The organism is Ectobacillus sp. OTK, assembly GCF_059698935.1.
Window position 1 is genome coordinate 5,156,819 of the sequence record NZ_AP048547.1, and the last position, 14,424, is coordinate 5,171,242.

Annotated in this window: 15 protein-coding genes; 7 read left to right on the plus strand and 8 right to left on the minus strand. The window is 35.9% G+C overall.

Features of this window, described 5'->3' with window-relative positions; all coding sequences use genetic code 11:
- Positions 1-4 precede the first annotated feature (4 nt).
- From AC6HZ4_RS25570 to AC6HZ4_RS25585, 4 genes are all read left to right on the plus strand, one after another.
- A complete protein-coding gene (locus AC6HZ4_RS25570) occupies positions 5-220 on the plus strand; it encodes a helix-turn-helix domain-containing protein (RefSeq protein ID WP_017153334.1) in 216 nt (71 codons plus the stop codon).
- A 47-nt stretch (positions 221-267) separates the two neighbouring features.
- Complete coding sequence (locus AC6HZ4_RS25575; RefSeq protein ID WP_497492687.1) at positions 268-1,515, plus strand: DUF4153 domain-containing protein; 1,248 nt, start codon at positions 268-270, stop codon at positions 1,513-1,515.
- 655 nt (positions 1,516-2,170) lie between these two features.
- Positions 2,171-2,326, plus strand: coding sequence for a DUF4083 family protein (locus tag AC6HZ4_RS25580; RefSeq protein ID WP_497495839.1), 156 nt, complete (start codon positions 2,171-2,173; stop codon positions 2,324-2,326).
- Between the two features lie 102 nt (positions 2,327-2,428).
- Positions 2,429-2,770, plus strand: coding sequence for a hypothetical protein (locus AC6HZ4_RS25585; protein ID WP_497492688.1), 342 nt, complete (start codon positions 2,429-2,431; stop codon positions 2,768-2,770).
- Between the two features lie 155 nt (positions 2,771-2,925).
- Here the strand turns inward: AC6HZ4_RS25585 and AC6HZ4_RS25590 are convergent, their stop codons facing one another.
- The 3 genes from AC6HZ4_RS25590 to AC6HZ4_RS25600 all read right to left on the minus strand — a co-directional run bounded on the left by AC6HZ4_RS25590 (position 2,926) and on the right by AC6HZ4_RS25600 (position 4,920).
- The gene (locus AC6HZ4_RS25590) at positions 2,926-3,399 is read right to left on the minus strand and encodes a YozF family protein (RefSeq protein WP_497492690.1); all 474 of its coding nucleotides are present in this window, start codon (positions 3,397-3,399) and stop codon (positions 2,926-2,928) included.
- A 305-nt stretch (positions 3,400-3,704) separates the two neighbouring features.
- Positions 3,705-3,923 carry a hypothetical protein gene (locus AC6HZ4_RS25595; protein ID WP_497492691.1) on the minus strand — a complete coding sequence of 73 codons (219 nt, stop codon included), beginning with the start codon at positions 3,921-3,923 and terminating at the stop codon, positions 3,705-3,707.
- A gap of 232 nt (positions 3,924-4,155) precedes the next feature.
- The gene (locus AC6HZ4_RS25600) at positions 4,156-4,920 is read right to left on the minus strand and encodes a TSUP family transporter (RefSeq protein ID WP_497492692.1); all 765 of its coding nucleotides are present in this window, start codon (positions 4,918-4,920) and stop codon (positions 4,156-4,158) included.
- Between the two features lie 141 nt (positions 4,921-5,061).
- Here AC6HZ4_RS25600 and AC6HZ4_RS25605 point away from each other — a divergent pair, with 141 nt between their 5' ends.
- Positions 5,062-5,844: a TrmB family transcriptional regulator gene (locus AC6HZ4_RS25605; RefSeq protein WP_497492693.1), complete on the plus strand. Its 783-nt coding sequence runs from the start codon at positions 5,062-5,064 to the stop codon at positions 5,842-5,844.
- 383 nt (positions 5,845-6,227) lie between these two features.
- On the opposite strand, the gene AC6HZ4_RS25610 is transcribed toward AC6HZ4_RS25605, so the two are convergent.
- Complete coding sequence (locus AC6HZ4_RS25610) at positions 6,228-6,938, minus strand: DUF554 domain-containing protein (RefSeq protein WP_497492694.1); 711 nt, start codon at positions 6,936-6,938, stop codon at positions 6,228-6,230.
- A gap of 127 nt (positions 6,939-7,065) precedes the next feature.
- On the opposite strand from AC6HZ4_RS25610, the gene AC6HZ4_RS25615 reads away from it, so the two are divergent.
- Positions 7,066-7,938: a LysR family transcriptional regulator gene (locus AC6HZ4_RS25615; protein WP_497492695.1), complete on the plus strand. Its 873-nt coding sequence runs from the start codon at positions 7,066-7,068 to the stop codon at positions 7,936-7,938.
- Positions 7,939-8,521: 583 nt separating this feature from the next.
- Here AC6HZ4_RS25615 and AC6HZ4_RS25620 read toward each other — a convergent pair.
- The 4 genes from AC6HZ4_RS25620 to AC6HZ4_RS25635 all read right to left on the minus strand — a co-directional run bounded on the left by AC6HZ4_RS25620 (position 8,522) and on the right by AC6HZ4_RS25635 (position 12,690).
- Positions 8,522-9,625 (minus strand): spore germination protein, encoded by a 1,104-nt coding sequence (locus AC6HZ4_RS25620; RefSeq protein ID WP_497492696.1) that lies wholly within the window; start codon positions 9,623-9,625, stop codon positions 8,522-8,524.
- A 226-nt stretch (positions 9,626-9,851) separates the two neighbouring features.
- Complete coding sequence (locus AC6HZ4_RS25625) at positions 9,852-10,064, minus strand: Spo0E family sporulation regulatory protein-aspartic acid phosphatase (protein ID WP_497492698.1); 213 nt, start codon at positions 10,062-10,064, stop codon at positions 9,852-9,854.
- 1,295 nt (positions 10,065-11,359) lie between these two features.
- Positions 11,360-11,692, minus strand: coding sequence for an EamA family transporter (locus AC6HZ4_RS25630; protein WP_497492699.1), 333 nt, complete (start codon positions 11,690-11,692; stop codon positions 11,360-11,362).
- A gap of 434 nt (positions 11,693-12,126) precedes the next feature.
- A complete protein-coding gene (locus AC6HZ4_RS25635; protein WP_497492700.1) occupies positions 12,127-12,690 on the minus strand; it encodes a helix-turn-helix domain-containing protein in 564 nt (187 codons plus the stop codon).
- A 169-nt stretch (positions 12,691-12,859) separates the two neighbouring features.
- On the opposite strand from AC6HZ4_RS25635, the gene AC6HZ4_RS25640 reads away from it, so the two are divergent.
- Positions 12,860-14,380 (plus strand): L-lactate permease, encoded by a 1,521-nt coding sequence (locus tag AC6HZ4_RS25640; RefSeq protein ID WP_497492702.1) that lies wholly within the window; start codon positions 12,860-12,862, stop codon positions 14,378-14,380.
- The last annotated feature ends 44 nt before the right edge of the window (positions 14,381-14,424 follow it).

Here is a 14,424-nt window from a genome sequence, read left to right on the forward strand (position 1 = left end):
AACAATGGCAATTATAATTAATATTGATGTGATGTTAGCAAAAAGGAAAATGAGCGTAACAGAACTTTCGGAGAAGGTTGGAATAACAATGGCGAACCTTTCTATATTGAAAAATGGAAAGGCAAAAGCGATTCGATTATCCACTTTAGAGGCAATTTGTAAGGCTTTAGAATGTCAGCCTGGAGATATTTTAGAATACAAAAGTGACGAAGACAGTTAAACATATTGAGGAAACTTAACATAACAATTATTAGGGGAGGTATAACTATGGACATTAACAATTTGATTATTGAAAATATTGCTAACCCTCATGAGCTGGAGAGAATGTATAGAAAAGACCCGAAAGCTTTTAAAAAGTCATTCTCACACGCATGGGAACAAAATCCTGATTCTCAGGTTCTTGGCGTTTGGTATGAAAGATTGCATTTCAAGGAGACGGCAAATACAGAAAAATCCTCCTTGCTTCAAAAAGGTTTCTTATTCATGGGCATTTTAGCCATTCTGGCCGGGATAAGCACCAGGATCATTTTCCATTTTGTCGAACAGGAAGCAATTGCTCCAATTAACCTGGCTTTTGGTATAATTCCCTTTATTGCTGCCTATTTTGTTTACAATAATACTCCGAAAAAAAGTGTTATTTATTCCCTTGCAGCGTTGTTCCTAATTTCCGGGTTTTATCTTAATATACTGCCATTAAATTATAAAGACAGTATTATCCTTGCTTATTTACACCTTCCCATATTCTTATGGGTATTGGTAGGGCTTGCATTTACAGGAAATGAATATTCAAAAGGCAGTACAAGATTAGCCTATATTAAATTTAATTTGGAATATTGTATTCTCTACGCCAGCATGGCAGTTAGCGGAATGGTACTAGCAGCATTAACCATGCAGTTATTTAGCTTTGTTGGCTTGGATATAGAAGACTTCTATTTTAGTAATGTCGTTTTATTTGGTGCTGCCGCTCTCGCTATTGTGGCTGCATACCTGGTATCAATGAATCTTAAACTTGCTAAGAATATTACACCATATATAGCTAAAATTTTTAGTCCTCTTGTCCTGGTCACATTGTTAGTCTATCTTATAACGGTTATATGGGTCGGAAAAAATCCATTCTTGGACCGTAATTTCCTGATAGCCTTTAACGGAGTACTCCTTGGTGTATTGGCCGTTACCATATTTTCCATTACCGAGAGCGACTCAGACGAGAAAAAGAACATTTCAGATTATATAAATTTTTCCTTAATTGTTCTTGCGCTTATCATTGACAGTGTGGCTTTGTCAGCCATCGTGTTCAGACTTTCTTCTTATGGGATTACGCCTAATAGACTTGCTGTTTTAGGAGTAAACATACTTATCTGGGCAAATCTAATTTGGATTATGCTCTCCTATATGCGTTTTCTACAAAACAAATCCGGACCTTCAACTATCCAAGATGCCGTTACTAAGTATTTGCCGGTCTACGGACTTTGGGCAGCTTTCGTTACATTTACTTTTCCTATAATTTTTAATTAGAAAGGCTCTATATAACGAAAAGCTAATCTTCTATAACGTATAAAATCCTTAGAGCCGATATTATGCAGCTTTTTATACAGAGTTGCATAGTTTTGGCTTATTTTCATTACTAAAGTTAAAAAGAGGGGATTCAAACTAGAAGACATAATATATTGTTGCAACTGGATTCTTTAAAATATGTCCAGTTTCATGTGCCCAACGAAAAAGGACTTCATGAAACGTATTTGATACGCTAAACTTGCAGGTTTTAAGTTTGAGTTTGAGTTTGATTTAGATTAAATGTGAAAAGATGTACTTACACTAAAGGGGGCGTTAGTTCAACAAGAAAAAGTAGTTAAGATCTTCAACAATCGGGTGCTAATATTGAACAACATAAATAAAATATGCAGGATTTTATGCAAAAAGTAGGGAGGCTTGTCAAAGAATGGGGAAGCCAAAAGCCACGCCACTCAGGCATTGCATAAAATCCTGCATACTTGATAATGTTTGAGATTGCGAGAAACTCAGTATTGGCGCGGAATCCCATGGGCATGGCACTTCCGATGATGACATGTTATGTTAACCTCACATGTATGGAATATACATCCAATTTGTACAACATATTACTTCTTCCGGATGGTACAATAAGGAAAAAGGATGGTATTGGTAAATGTCTATGGTAACGATTTTCTATCTTTTTGGTATTCTTATTTTAATAGGTTGCGGTTTTTCCATCATGAGAAGTCTATTTGAGAACCAGAAAAATATTATGCAAATTAACCAGAAGTTAGGCAGAATAATTGATTTGTTAGAAAAACAGAATAAAGGATAAACCTCTCTCCGAACGGGAGGGGTTTGCTGTGTAATAGTGCTTCCTGTACAACTAAATATGAATGAAACTCCAATTATTCAAGGACATAAAAGGATGAGATACATGTCAAAATTGTTACGAGTTGTTTTTATAAGTATAGCTATTATAAGTATCGGGAAATTACTTCTTGATCGTGCATTTTTTATTGGTGATCAAGAAACGAGAGAAAAACTTCTCGTAGGAACAGTATGGTATTTAGAAAAGAAAGGCTATCATAAGGAAGATATATTACATATAAAAGCTGCTGTAGACTTTAAAGCTTTTACACCAGGAACCCCCATAGTTATTGTTGAATTTAGAGATGAACCTGGTAATGGATATGTTTTTAAATGGCGTGAAGATACTAAATCTGCCTCTTTATATGATTCTGATGGTAAACATTCAGAACAACTAAGACCTCAATAAACTTAATACTGATAGTCTAAAACTAAGGTGAAAGATATAACATTACACTTGTTCCAACTTCCGCTTTCGGATGTTATGTAAATCTCACATGGATATGATATTCATACTTAAACACAGAAAAAGCTCTCTAAATTTTAAAGAGAGCTTTTTATCGTTCATTTTTGATCAAATACAAATATTTCTTTATATTTTCTTGCTTGTAATTTTTGACCATCCTTAAACATCTTAGGTAGTTCTTCTTGCCATGTAATAATAACTGTAATCCCCTTTGCTCTTACTGATACAGGAAAGTTAGAAAAATGCATTTCATTCTGAGGAGCTGTACTCTCGGGCGCATCTCCATCCATATTTGCCCGCAAAGTCTTAGAATCACTATAGTTACTGTATATGTCTACATCTAAATTATAAACATCCTTTCCCAGGTTCTTAACATCTAAACTATACATATTAACTACACCCGGTTTTGGTTGTGAAAGACTTGGATCATTGTCCATTTTCCCAATTTTTAATTGCCAACGTTCAGAAGACTCTGATATAGGTAAAGGACCAAGTGAGGATGCTTTTGCTGATATATTGTTAACAAATACAAAACACAACATATAAAAAAGAACAAATGTTATTTTTCGCATACTTCAACCTCCAAAGTACAATATTTTATCTCAATTACTATTTCCTTAAGTAAAAGACAATATGTACCAACAGGTTGAATCTAAAACACAGAAAAATTAGGATTAACTTCCGATAAGTTATCTTACATCAACCGACAGCCCCAATTTTGGAGCTGGTTAACATAACATTCATTATCGGGAGTCAATGTATCTAGAAGCCTATAGAAATCCCCTCCAGATCGCTTTACTGGAAGGGATTCGTGTTCATATAATCATCGTTACAGGAAGTACAGAAAAATGTCTTCCTCAATTTAAAGAGATGTCTGTTATCTATCTAAAAAACATATCCTGTGGTAGATATTGTTTAATTCTTCAAGCGTCATCGATTCCAGATTCGGGGGTACGCTCATACCAGCCTTTGCATAGGCCTTATGAATTAGCTTTATCATTTTTTCCTCTGAACTTAAGTGTTTATCGCTCACTGATTTATCAAGAACTAATTCTGTTTTTGAATTTTTTTGCTCTAATTGTGGGACTTGCTTCATCTTCTCTCCTTGCTGTTCTTGTGGTGCCCCCTATAGCCATCAACTTAATAAAAATAAACTACTCCAAAACAAAAATTTTATAGAATTTTTGTTTTGGGGTAACTCTGAATTCTTGGCTTGATGGGCATGGGGCAGCATCTGTAAAACACGCATTTTGTACGCCAAGCAAATTTCAACATAAAATGCTGCCCTAAGGAAACAGCACCTTCCCAACAAGATGAACTTTTGGATATTAATGGGTATAATCATACACATTTTTCGCTAACAGCAAAAAGGTTACTGTAATAAACAGCGCACGAACATAACCGCTTCCTCTTTTAATCGCAAGCCTTGAGCCGCAAACCGCACCAGCAATTTGTGCAAGTCCCATTATCAAGCCATAAGCATAATGTACTTGTCCTAAATATATAAACATCAACAATCCAGCAATATTACTGCCAAAGTTTAAAAATTTCGCATTCCCCGCTGCCTTTAAAAAGTCAAATCCAATCATTAAAAAAGCAAATATTAAAAATGACCCTGTTCCAGGACCAAAAAATCCATCATAGAAACCAATAGAAAAAATTAAAACCGTAAAAATAATAAGGCGGCGGACTGACAATTTTTTATAGGTTGAAGTACTGCCCCAATCTTTCTTGAAAATCGTATAAACCGCAACAGCTGCGAGCATGACTAGCATCAATGGCTTTAGCACTTCAGGGTCCATCAAATGAACAGTCCATGCCCCAATCATCGAGCCGATAAAAACGAGTGGAAATAATTTATACACTGATGTTAAATCGAGTTTACCTGAACGATAAAACATCAGTGTACTTGTTAAGGAGCCTACTGTCCCTGCTAATTTATTCGTAGCAACAGCCGCTGCTGGATTCAGCCCTGCAAATAACAATGCAGGCAATGCGATCAGCCCGCCGCCCCCTACAACTGAATCGATAAATGCAGCTAAAAATCCAGCAAGTGCCAAGAAAAGTAATGTATTAAGATGTATGTCTTCCATGTGGCTCCCTCCCGCAACATATAGTAACTACTTAAATAGTAACTACATATTTGCAATTTGTAAAGAGAGCTTTCATAATAAGATTAGATTGAAGAAATAGGAGAAAATGAAGATAGTTTCTTAATAATCTAAGGAGACGTTATGGAAAACTTAGTACAACACATTCAAAGCTTAGGACTCAGTCAATACGAGGCTAAAGCATACATTGCCTTAGTCAAGCTAGGTCCTTCCAATGCCTATCAAGTCAGCAAGGCTTCAGGTGTGCCTCGCGCTAGAATTTATGAAATATTGAATGGATTAGCGCAGCAGGGATTTGTTATGAAGGAAGAAATTAATGATGCTATCGAATATTCCCCCCTTCCTGTGGAGGTATTCTTAGAATCGATTCATGATAAATGGAAAGAGACATATAACTTTGCAGAACAAGGGCTAAAACAGATTGAAAATAAAGATTCAGAAACGGATCCGCGCGTCACGACGCTTAAAGGCGCAGATAATATCCTTTCCTTTTGCCGTATTCTAATCCGCAGGGCTCAGCGTCGGATTATTTTATCAATGTGGAATCCTATGTATACTGCCCTTCTAAAAGACCTGCAAATCAAACAACAGGAGTGCGATATAAAAGGAATCGTTTTTCAAGTGGAACAGCCTTTAGAAAATCTAATTGTTCATCGGGAAACGGATTATATCCGTGATATTGGGGATCAAAAATGGTTTATTCTTTCAATTGATGGAAAGGAAATGGTATATGGCCATTCTATTGAACAGAAAGGACAGGCCTTTTATACAGATGATCCTGTCCATGTATACCTGTTGGAGGACTATATATGGCACGATATTCTAGTAAACCGATTAGTACGGGAAAGTGATAAGGAATTGGACTCTTGGATACCTTTAGAAAGAAAAAAATTCTTTGCAGAATGATTGGTTGCAGGGCCAATCATTCTGTTTAGTTAGCGGAAGACTACAACCCCTTTATTTTCCATAAACAACACGTTCTTTTCATTTACCTTATTCTGATAATTTTGGCTTCTTATTATCCGCGTCTTTTTCTAAAAAGGATACGTTAGCTCAGGCTAGCAACAAATAAAAGGACCAATCCAAAATTGAATTGGAGGCCTTAACCAGTTTGTTCCATCAACTCATAAACAATCTTGCTGCCACTTTCAATAAGAGCTTGGACTATTTTTCTGTGCTTCAAAACGAATTCTTCTTTAGGAGTAGGTAATTGTTGAAAAAATACTAATCCAATCGCTGAACATATAACCTTAGTTCTTCTAATTCCATTTAATTTAATATATATATATTCAGAAATATGTTTTAAAACCGTAAATAATTGAGACAAGCAATGCAGTCACTACTATTCCAGGAAGAAGATTGGCTGCTTTGACCTTTGTAATCCCTACTAAATTTGAACCGATAGCAACGATCATAATCCCGCCAACAGCTGTCATTTCTATAATAAACTGATTCATTAAAGCATCCGGAACTAAACGATCAATTTGGGTTGCAAAAATAGCAATTAAACCTTCATATAAAATGACTGGAATGGCAGAAAATAAGACCCCAATACCTAATGTTGTAGATAATATTAACGCTATAAATGCATCTATAACAGCCTTTGTATATAACACATCATGATTACCTCTAATGCCGCTATCTAAAGCACCAATGATACCCATTGCTCCAACAACAAATACTAAAGTACCTGTTACAAATCCTTGAGATATATTTCCCCGTTTACTTGAGCCGACTTTTTTCTCTAACCAACCTCCTAGGCTGGTTATTTTATCTTCTAAGGCAATTAGCTCACCAATTACTGCCCCAATAACAAGACTTAAAATTACGATCAGGAAATTCTCACTTTTAAATCCCATTTGTACTCCCAAAACTATAAGAACAAAACCCATTATATTCATAACAGTGTCCTTCATGCTATCCGGTATACGACGAAGTACACTACCTAATAAGGTACCAATACCTACACCTATTCCATTTACTAGAACCCCTATTAACATCACTTTGTTTCACCTTTCCATTTCTATGTAGTTGTGTTTGATCAAATTATAGAGGTAAACTACATATAAATAAAATCAAACTTTTAAATATTTAGCATGAATAAAATTTATGGATAGGGATGATAAAATGAGCCTTGCAAAATACGAGGTTTTTAACACTGTTGTTGAGCTCGGTAGTCTAACGAAAGCTGCGGAGGCTTTAAATTTAACTCAGTCCGCTGTTAGTTATTCTATCGCAAACCTTGAAGCTGAGCTTGGATTCTCGCTGCTGATTAGGAGCCGGTCTGGTATCACCTTAACAAGCAATGGGCAGAGAATATTAAAACATATACGAACGATCCTGCATTGGGATGAAAAACTGAAGCAAGAAGCCGCCTCTATCAATGGACTTGAAGTTGGTACAGTTCGGATAGGAGCATTTACAAGTGTTTGTATTCAATGGCTGCCTGAATGCATGAAGCATTTTAAACAAGACCATCCCTTTATAGAAGTTAAGATTTTCCAGGGAAGCTATCAAGATGTTGAAGAGTGGATTGCTAGCGGAGTTATAGATTTTGGCTTTATTACTTCACCTACGTTGGAATCTTTTGAAACGATACACCTAAAAAGAGACAGGATGTTGTGTATCCTTCCACACAATCATCCTCTTAGTAATCAAGATAAAATTCGTATCGAACAATTAGAGAATGAACTCTTTATTACACATAAGTCCGGCCATAACCACGATATAAAACGTATATGTAAAGAAACCCGCATTACTCTCAAAAATAGATTTGAAATGGCTGATGACCAAGCTATTATAGCAATGGTAGAAAATGAACTAGGTGTAAGCATCATGCCTGAATTAGTTCTGCAAGGTATGCCGCATAAAGTTAAAATTCTTAGTCTAGAGCCAGAGCAGCATCGGACGATCGGCATTGCCGCAACATCCCTAAAAGAAATCTCCCCTGCTGCTAAAAGGTTTATTGAATATATAAAAATGCTGTTAGAGGCAGACTAGATATATATCATTATGTATATTCTATCCATGCTTAGTTAGCATAATCCCTTATTAGTTCTTAGTATGTATAACTGCAATGATGAAGGAGCAGCTTTTAGTATCATTGATAGCAATAAGGTAACCACATAACTTTATTGATTATGCGGAAGACGTTATCAAGATGCCCAATAGACTATTTAAACAATTTGTTTTGGACTATTTCTATGAACTGGAATAGGCATTGTAATTCCCTTTCAGCAAAATTTATCCCTATTAGAGGTCCTAACGCATACCCGTCAAGCTAAGATTTTATATTACCCTCCAAAACGAGAATTTTGTACACTTTTACTCTAAAGATGTCTACCTTTATTGTTTTAGAGGGAACTTGTTTTCCTAGGTTGATGGGTATGGGGTTCTGACGTCAAAACGCAGACCTGATCGCTAAGAACCAAAAAAACAGCCCTAATTAGGACTGTCGGTCGATATAAGATTCAAAAGCGGAAGTCGATGTATTTAGAACTTTTCAATTTCGTTGCTGCTTTAACACCCAGTAGGAGGCAGAAGCAAAAGAACCGACAGCGAAACTAAAAGAAACCGTACATTGTTATGACTCTACTTCACTCTTCCTCTTTTTCAATCTCAAGATGAGCAAAAGCAGCAGCGGTTGTAAACCAAATAAAAACAATGCACTATTACCCAGCATGTCCCCGAGTGTAAATAGTTCATTGATGTTTTTTGGCATCATGGCAATGATGTAAATAATCGGAAGTAAGCCATACATAAATGGATGAATGTTCTTTTTAAAGAGTTGGGCCAGCCCCAAAGAAGCGGCATAGTAGCCGACGGTAAAGGAAGTAAACATTTGCATAATCCATATCACAAGCAGTAAAGACTCAAACCGTTCAAATAGCAAACCAGGCATTTCAAAACTTCGCATGAGATCAATCGTCGGCCATGTTCTTGTTATCACTCCATCGACGGATAACGCGCCGATGACCATCACGACAGTTATCGTGTAAAAGATCAGCGGGATGAAAATTCCAACTAGAACAGCTTTTCCTGCTCTGTTTGGCTGTTTCATAAACGCCAACAGAAGCAACATGGTTTCAAAACCTGTGTATGAGAGAGCAGTTGTTTTTATTCCTTTTAGTACTGGTATAATCCCGAGCCCTAGTACCGGGCGCAGATTATCCACCTCAAACATTTCGAAGCTCATAAAGGCAACCACCAAAAAAATGCCGACCGTAATGGGGAGGATGATTTCAAATAGACGGGCAATCGGATTTATGCCGCCCATGATCAAATAGAGACTTGTCCACATATATGGCATAAGGATGGCCCATAGGGGGGTGCCTTCTAGCAAGAAAAAACTTGTTATTTCTGCTAATGAACGGGCATGAAACCCACACATCGTAAAAAAATAACATACAAGGAGCAGACTTAGTAACCCGCCCACCCATTTCCCTACAATTTCTTGGGTGTATTGATAAAAAGTTTTTCCCGGAAACTGTTGGCTTAATTTGACTACGATAACCCCTGCCATCATCGCGATCAGCCCGCCTAAAATCACAGTTAGCCAGATATCTGGTGTTTTAACCTGCTCTGCAGCTGTTCGGGGCAAGGTCAGAACCCCCGTTCCAAGTACATAATTGATGACGATAATAGTTGCTTGAGGCGTCGTAATATGGTCTTTATGGCTGGTACTCACCGCAGGTCACTTCCTTATTCACAACTCAGGATTACTACTTTCAGAAGGTTCATTATTTCTCAGTTTTCCACGCTTCTCCTCATAAATGTATATTTCCAAAAAAGAACAAAAATTATGCATATTGTATACATGGGCCCCCCATTATAGCCTATGACAATAGAACCTCCTGTTTGAATGATGGAATGGACACGAGTTTCTCTTGTACGATTTCCTGAAAACGATTTCACTAAGGGCCATGTATAGGTGAATAGCCACACGTTTGGCTTACATACGTAACTGTATTTTGTTCTTTCATGTGTAGATTCAATAGTTGATCTAACTCTTGGCTGCATTGAATCGTCTTAAGATGATTAAGTCCATAGTTCTCACCTATATTTATTAACTGAGCTTTTTTCTCTCTAATTAAGTGTTCTAGCACTAAAATATCCATCCATATCATTGTCACATCTCCTTTTTGGTAGACAAGGATTGTTAACTATAAGAGAAAATGAGAATCGAATCCACGAATATTATATGAATAGATGCTGTTGAGAAATTATTGAGTTGGACACATGTAAAAGTAAGAAGAAAAATCTTTTTATCTCTAAAATATATAACTAAGCGACCTTGATCATCCATCCACTTAGGAATCACAAGGCCGCTTATAATATTTCGTCTTCCATTAACCTGAAATCCTTTCAGTTATTTTCATTTTAATGTAATTGGACAGGGAGATTATAGTTGTAAAAGAGATCCTTCACGACATTCCATGATTTTCTCATACCCAGCATATATGTTATACATCTTCGCCTTACCTAATCCATTGGACTCGCCTCCTTTTCTGATATTTTCGGTATGTATGTATTTCTTGTTCTTAAATAATACAAAGAAAGCTGAATTGTGTAAATACTAAATATTAAGAATCTTTTAAAAAATTAAAATAGTATGAATTATTAAGTGGATTGTAGAGTTTCGGCTCCTTCACTTTTAGGATAGTGATAAGGTTCATACTATGGATAAAAAGAGACTATATTTCTATAAACTCCACACTGCTCTTATCTATTTACCATTTCCTTACATATAATCTGAAATTTTAGAAAATTTATAATTTTTAGTATTTACAAGATTCGACCCTCTTTGTATAATAAAAACAAGTAAAACATACAAATCCAACAAGAAGGTGAATCCAGTGAAATAGCGAAAGGCGAATGTACAAGATGTACAGGGTATATAACCAAAATCTATCAAAAAAGGGTGAGTCCAGTGCGATAGCGAAAGGCGAATGTACAAGATGTACAGGGTATATAACCAAAATCTATCAAAAAGGGTGAGTCCAGTGCGATAGTGAAAGGCGAAGTGTACGGAGATGTACATGGGACGAGACTAATCCAGCTAAGGAAAAGGTGAGTCCAATGAAGTAGGTAAGGCGAAAACGGATAATTGATCCGTTAGGTATCCAAGAATCACAATACTGCTTAAGGAGGCGCTTTTTCTACTAATCTCCCCCTGTCCGAATACGTGATAAAAATAAATGAAAGGGTTCATTATAATGGATGAAGAAATAGTGTAAGCGACCTTGTCATTCCAATACGGATAGACGAGGTCGCTTACTGTTGTTTTACACGATTTTTTTTGATCCAGTAGATACAAAACCAGTTACCGACAGTCCATTTCATCCTCAAACACAAAAACGGAAAATATTCCCTAATCCTCAACCAAACTTTATTCAAAGGATACATTTAAGTTTTTAAATTTTTAAAAGGATTTTTCAGTTTTCGCTTTTTCTTTTGGTGAATATTCTGATATGTATAGAGCAATTAGAATTAACAAAGCACCTAACCACTCTGCACCTTTAATGGTTTCACCAAGGAATCCAAAAGCAAAGATTGTAGCAAAGATTGGTTCACTCAGTTCTAAAAACTGAACTTTATTAGCTTCCAGGTATCCAAGAGCTTTTGTTGTACAATAGAAGTCTCCTATTGTAGGGAGCACTGCTAATGCTATTAAAGAAGGGTATATATTGAAATCTGGTAAGACAATGCCTTCTCGATAAAAAGGTATTGATTGGTTAAACACGGTCTCTGGCATCAAGAATGATTGCTTAGAGGTTTAGATACACTTACTGAATAACCTTGTTTTTGCAGATAACACCCTTATAAAAATAAGACAGCTATATTTTATAAGGGTGTTTACAATTCAATAAGCTATAACCTAGAAGCACGGCCTTACATGGAATGGCGGGAATAGTGGAAATGGCAGGCTGTTTACCTTGCGTAGTATGGATTACCGTGCCGCCTTTCGCTGGAATCATGCTCACAGAGGATACTTCTCAAGCAATTTCCAGTATAAATATTCATAATCTTTTATATCCAAGGTTCTTATAAAAATATTGGTTCTAATTCGATAAAAAATGAGTGTTTCATGCCGGAGCAATGTACATCTTTACATAATTCTGCTAAAAAAGATTAATCACTTCTAAGTAACGGTACAATTCTTTACTTTATAGACTACCGAAAAAATCATTACAGGTTAACTGAATTGGCCGAGTCAATTACCAGAAAATAGTGGCATTCTATATCAGATATATTTATAAATCGATGTTCAGTATCCGCTTCAAAATAGAACGAGTCCCCTTCTCCCAATTCTTCTATAAAAGTCCCATTCCCCAGCTCCACTCTTAACCTACCTTGGGCAACGTAAATAATTTCTTTTACCCCCATCTTATGTGCAGGAAACACTCCTGACTCTTTTTGTGGAGGGACAATATTTAAAATAAATTCAATTCCTCTAGATGGAAAAGATGGTGACAATAAATGCCTTTGAAACCCTGATTTTTCATCACGATAGACAAGTCTATCGTCCTTCCGTATTATCACTGTATTCCTTTTTTCTTGTTCATCTAATAAAGCTGATAGAGTAGTGTCTAATGCCTCAGCTATTTGACAGGCGACCTGTATGGTTGGATTTTTTTCTTCACGTTCTATTTGAGATAACATAGACGAACTTACTTTACTCAACAATGAAAGCTCTTGAATAGTCAAGTTGCGGCTCTTCCTAACCATTTTCACCCGATTTCCAAATCCCATAAGAAATTCCACCTTTAAATTAAATTTTCCAAAAAAGGGTAGATATAGAATCCACTATAGTGTAACATATTACTCTATAGCAAACAAAATTCCACTATGGTAAATATCTATATTTATAGTATAGATGTAAAAACCACAATAATAAACATAAAAGGAGTGCATATTTGTAATGATAAAAATTTTATTATCCTTACTGCCTATTTTAAGTATTTTGTTTATGATCTTCATATTAAAGAAATCTTCTATAACTACAGGCATAATCTCATGTATTATCACTGCATGTATTGCTTTATTGCCAATATTCGATGTTAAATTTGTTCAATTATTAGAACCTTTTATGAAAAGCTTTTTAACAACTTCTATTGTTGTCTATATACTATTTTTTGGGATTTTTTTATTTCACCTAATGGATAAAGCTGGGGCAATTGAAGGGATCGCTTCCACTATTGCGTCATCAACCAATGATAAAATTTATCAGGTTTTAATATTAGCCTTAGGTTTGTCGCCACTAGTGGAAGCTGTTAGCGGTTTTGGCCTCGCAGTAATTGTAATAGCTCCAATTCTTATGGCACTTGGATTTAGCGGAATGCAATCCACCCTCATCTCATTAATTAGTCTTTGTATAATCCCCTGGGGCACGCTCGCGATGGGTACAATTATTGGAGCAACCTTAGGCGACGTACCATTAAATGAAATGGGCGTAGGAAGTTCACTCATGTGTGTCCCTACCTTTATATATTTTGCAATTTTAGTCTCATACGTTGCAGTTGGCAGAAAAGAGTTAATGAAAAGGATACATGAAGTATTCCTAATCGGAGGAATTCTAGGAGGATCGGTCTGGTTATGCAATAAATTTGTAAGTGTAGAGCTTGCTGGCTTATTTGGATCTTTACTAGTTATGTTAGTTATTTTTAGTCTAATAAAGCTGCGCAAGGGTAAAAGTGTTAATGAGAATCCTGACAGCTCAGCCAATAAAACTAAAAAATTTATATTCCTGAAATACATAGCCCCGTATCTGTTTTTAATTGTAACTTTGTTTACATCGAGAACTTTTCCTTCACTTCAGGAAGTTTTAAACAGTATATTAAATTTAAATTTGCCAAAATACAATTTTCACTTAGCCTTGTTGTATTCACCAGGATTTTTTCTTATTTTAAGTTGTCTTTTTACAATATTGATGTTTCGTGTTAGTAAGTCCGACACTTTAGACAGCGTTAAACTAACGATAAAAAAATGCAATCCTGTAATACTTACTACTCTTTTGTTTGTTTCTGTATCCGAGATAATGGCTGAAGCAGACATGATACACATACTGTCTTCATTGGCAGCGCAATCCTTTGGTGAATTTTTCATATATGTAACGCCATTTATTGGAGCAATAGGCGGATTTTTAACTGGCAGCAATACTGCCTCAAATACTATGTTTGTTAGATTGCAAACACAAACTGCCCTTCAAATTGGTTTACCCCCAATTGTATTAGCTTGTGCACAGAATGTTAGTTCGTCTTTAATGATTATGGTAAATCCGTCTAAAGTCGCCCTGGGAACTTCAGTTTGCAAGATTTCTAATAAAGAAAATGAAATTCTCAAAAAAATAGCGCTAGTAGGTGCAGGAACGCTATGCATTATTATTTTAGAGTTAGTGCTCTATTCTGTTCTAGCACAAACTCCGAACTTTGCCAAAATGTAAACAAAAATTTAAGAGTTAAAATATCTCCCTTTTATCAGGGAGAT

What these genes read in the sequence shown, in the direction of transcription:
- AC6HZ4_RS25605 (WP_497492693.1), top strand. Translation starts at nt 5,062, where the DNA reads ATGGAAAACTTAGTACAACACATTCAAAGCTTAGGACTCAGTCAATAC.
- AC6HZ4_RS25625 (WP_497492698.1), bottom strand. Translation starts at nt 10,064, where the DNA reads ATGATATGGATGGATATTTTAGTGCTAGAACACTTAATTAGAGAGAAA.
- AC6HZ4_RS25615 (WP_497492695.1), top strand. Translation starts at nt 7,066, where the DNA reads ATGAGCCTTGCAAAATACGAGGTTTTTAACACTGTTGTTGAGCTCGGT.
- AC6HZ4_RS25595 (WP_497492691.1), bottom strand. Translation starts at nt 3,923, where the DNA reads ATGAAGCAAGTCCCACAATTAGAGCAAAAAAATTCAAAAACAGAATTA.
- AC6HZ4_RS25635 (WP_497492700.1), bottom strand. Translation starts at nt 12,690, where the DNA reads ATGGGATTTGGAAATCGGGTGAAAATGGTTAGGAAGAGCCGCAACTTG.
- AC6HZ4_RS25630 (WP_497492699.1), bottom strand. Translation starts at nt 11,692, where the DNA reads ATGCCAGAGACCGTGTTTAACCAATCAATACCTTTTTATCGAGAAGGC.
- AC6HZ4_RS25580 (WP_497495839.1), top strand. Translation starts at nt 2,171, where the DNA reads ATGGTAACGATTTTCTATCTTTTTGGTATTCTTATTTTAATAGGTTGC.
- AC6HZ4_RS25575 (WP_497492687.1), top strand. Translation starts at nt 268, where the DNA reads ATGGACATTAACAATTTGATTATTGAAAATATTGCTAACCCTCATGAG.
- AC6HZ4_RS25600 (WP_497492692.1), bottom strand. Translation starts at nt 4,920, where the DNA reads ATGGAAGACATACATCTTAATACATTACTTTTCTTGGCACTTGCTGGA.
- AC6HZ4_RS25590 (WP_497492690.1), bottom strand. Translation starts at nt 3,399, where the DNA reads ATGCGAAAAATAACATTTGTTCTTTTTTATATGTTGTGTTTTGTATTT.
- AC6HZ4_RS25610 (WP_497492694.1), bottom strand. Translation starts at nt 6,938, where the DNA reads ATGTTAATAGGGGTTCTAGTAAATGGAATAGGTGTAGGTATTGGTACC.
- AC6HZ4_RS25585 (WP_497492688.1), top strand. Translation starts at nt 2,429, where the DNA reads ATGTCAAAATTGTTACGAGTTGTTTTTATAAGTATAGCTATTATAAGT.
- AC6HZ4_RS25570 (WP_017153334.1), top strand. Translation starts at nt 5, where the DNA reads ATGGCAATTATAATTAATATTGATGTGATGTTAGCAAAAAGGAAAATG.
- AC6HZ4_RS25640 (WP_497492702.1), top strand. Translation starts at nt 12,860, where the DNA reads ATGATAAAAATTTTATTATCCTTACTGCCTATTTTAAGTATTTTGTTT.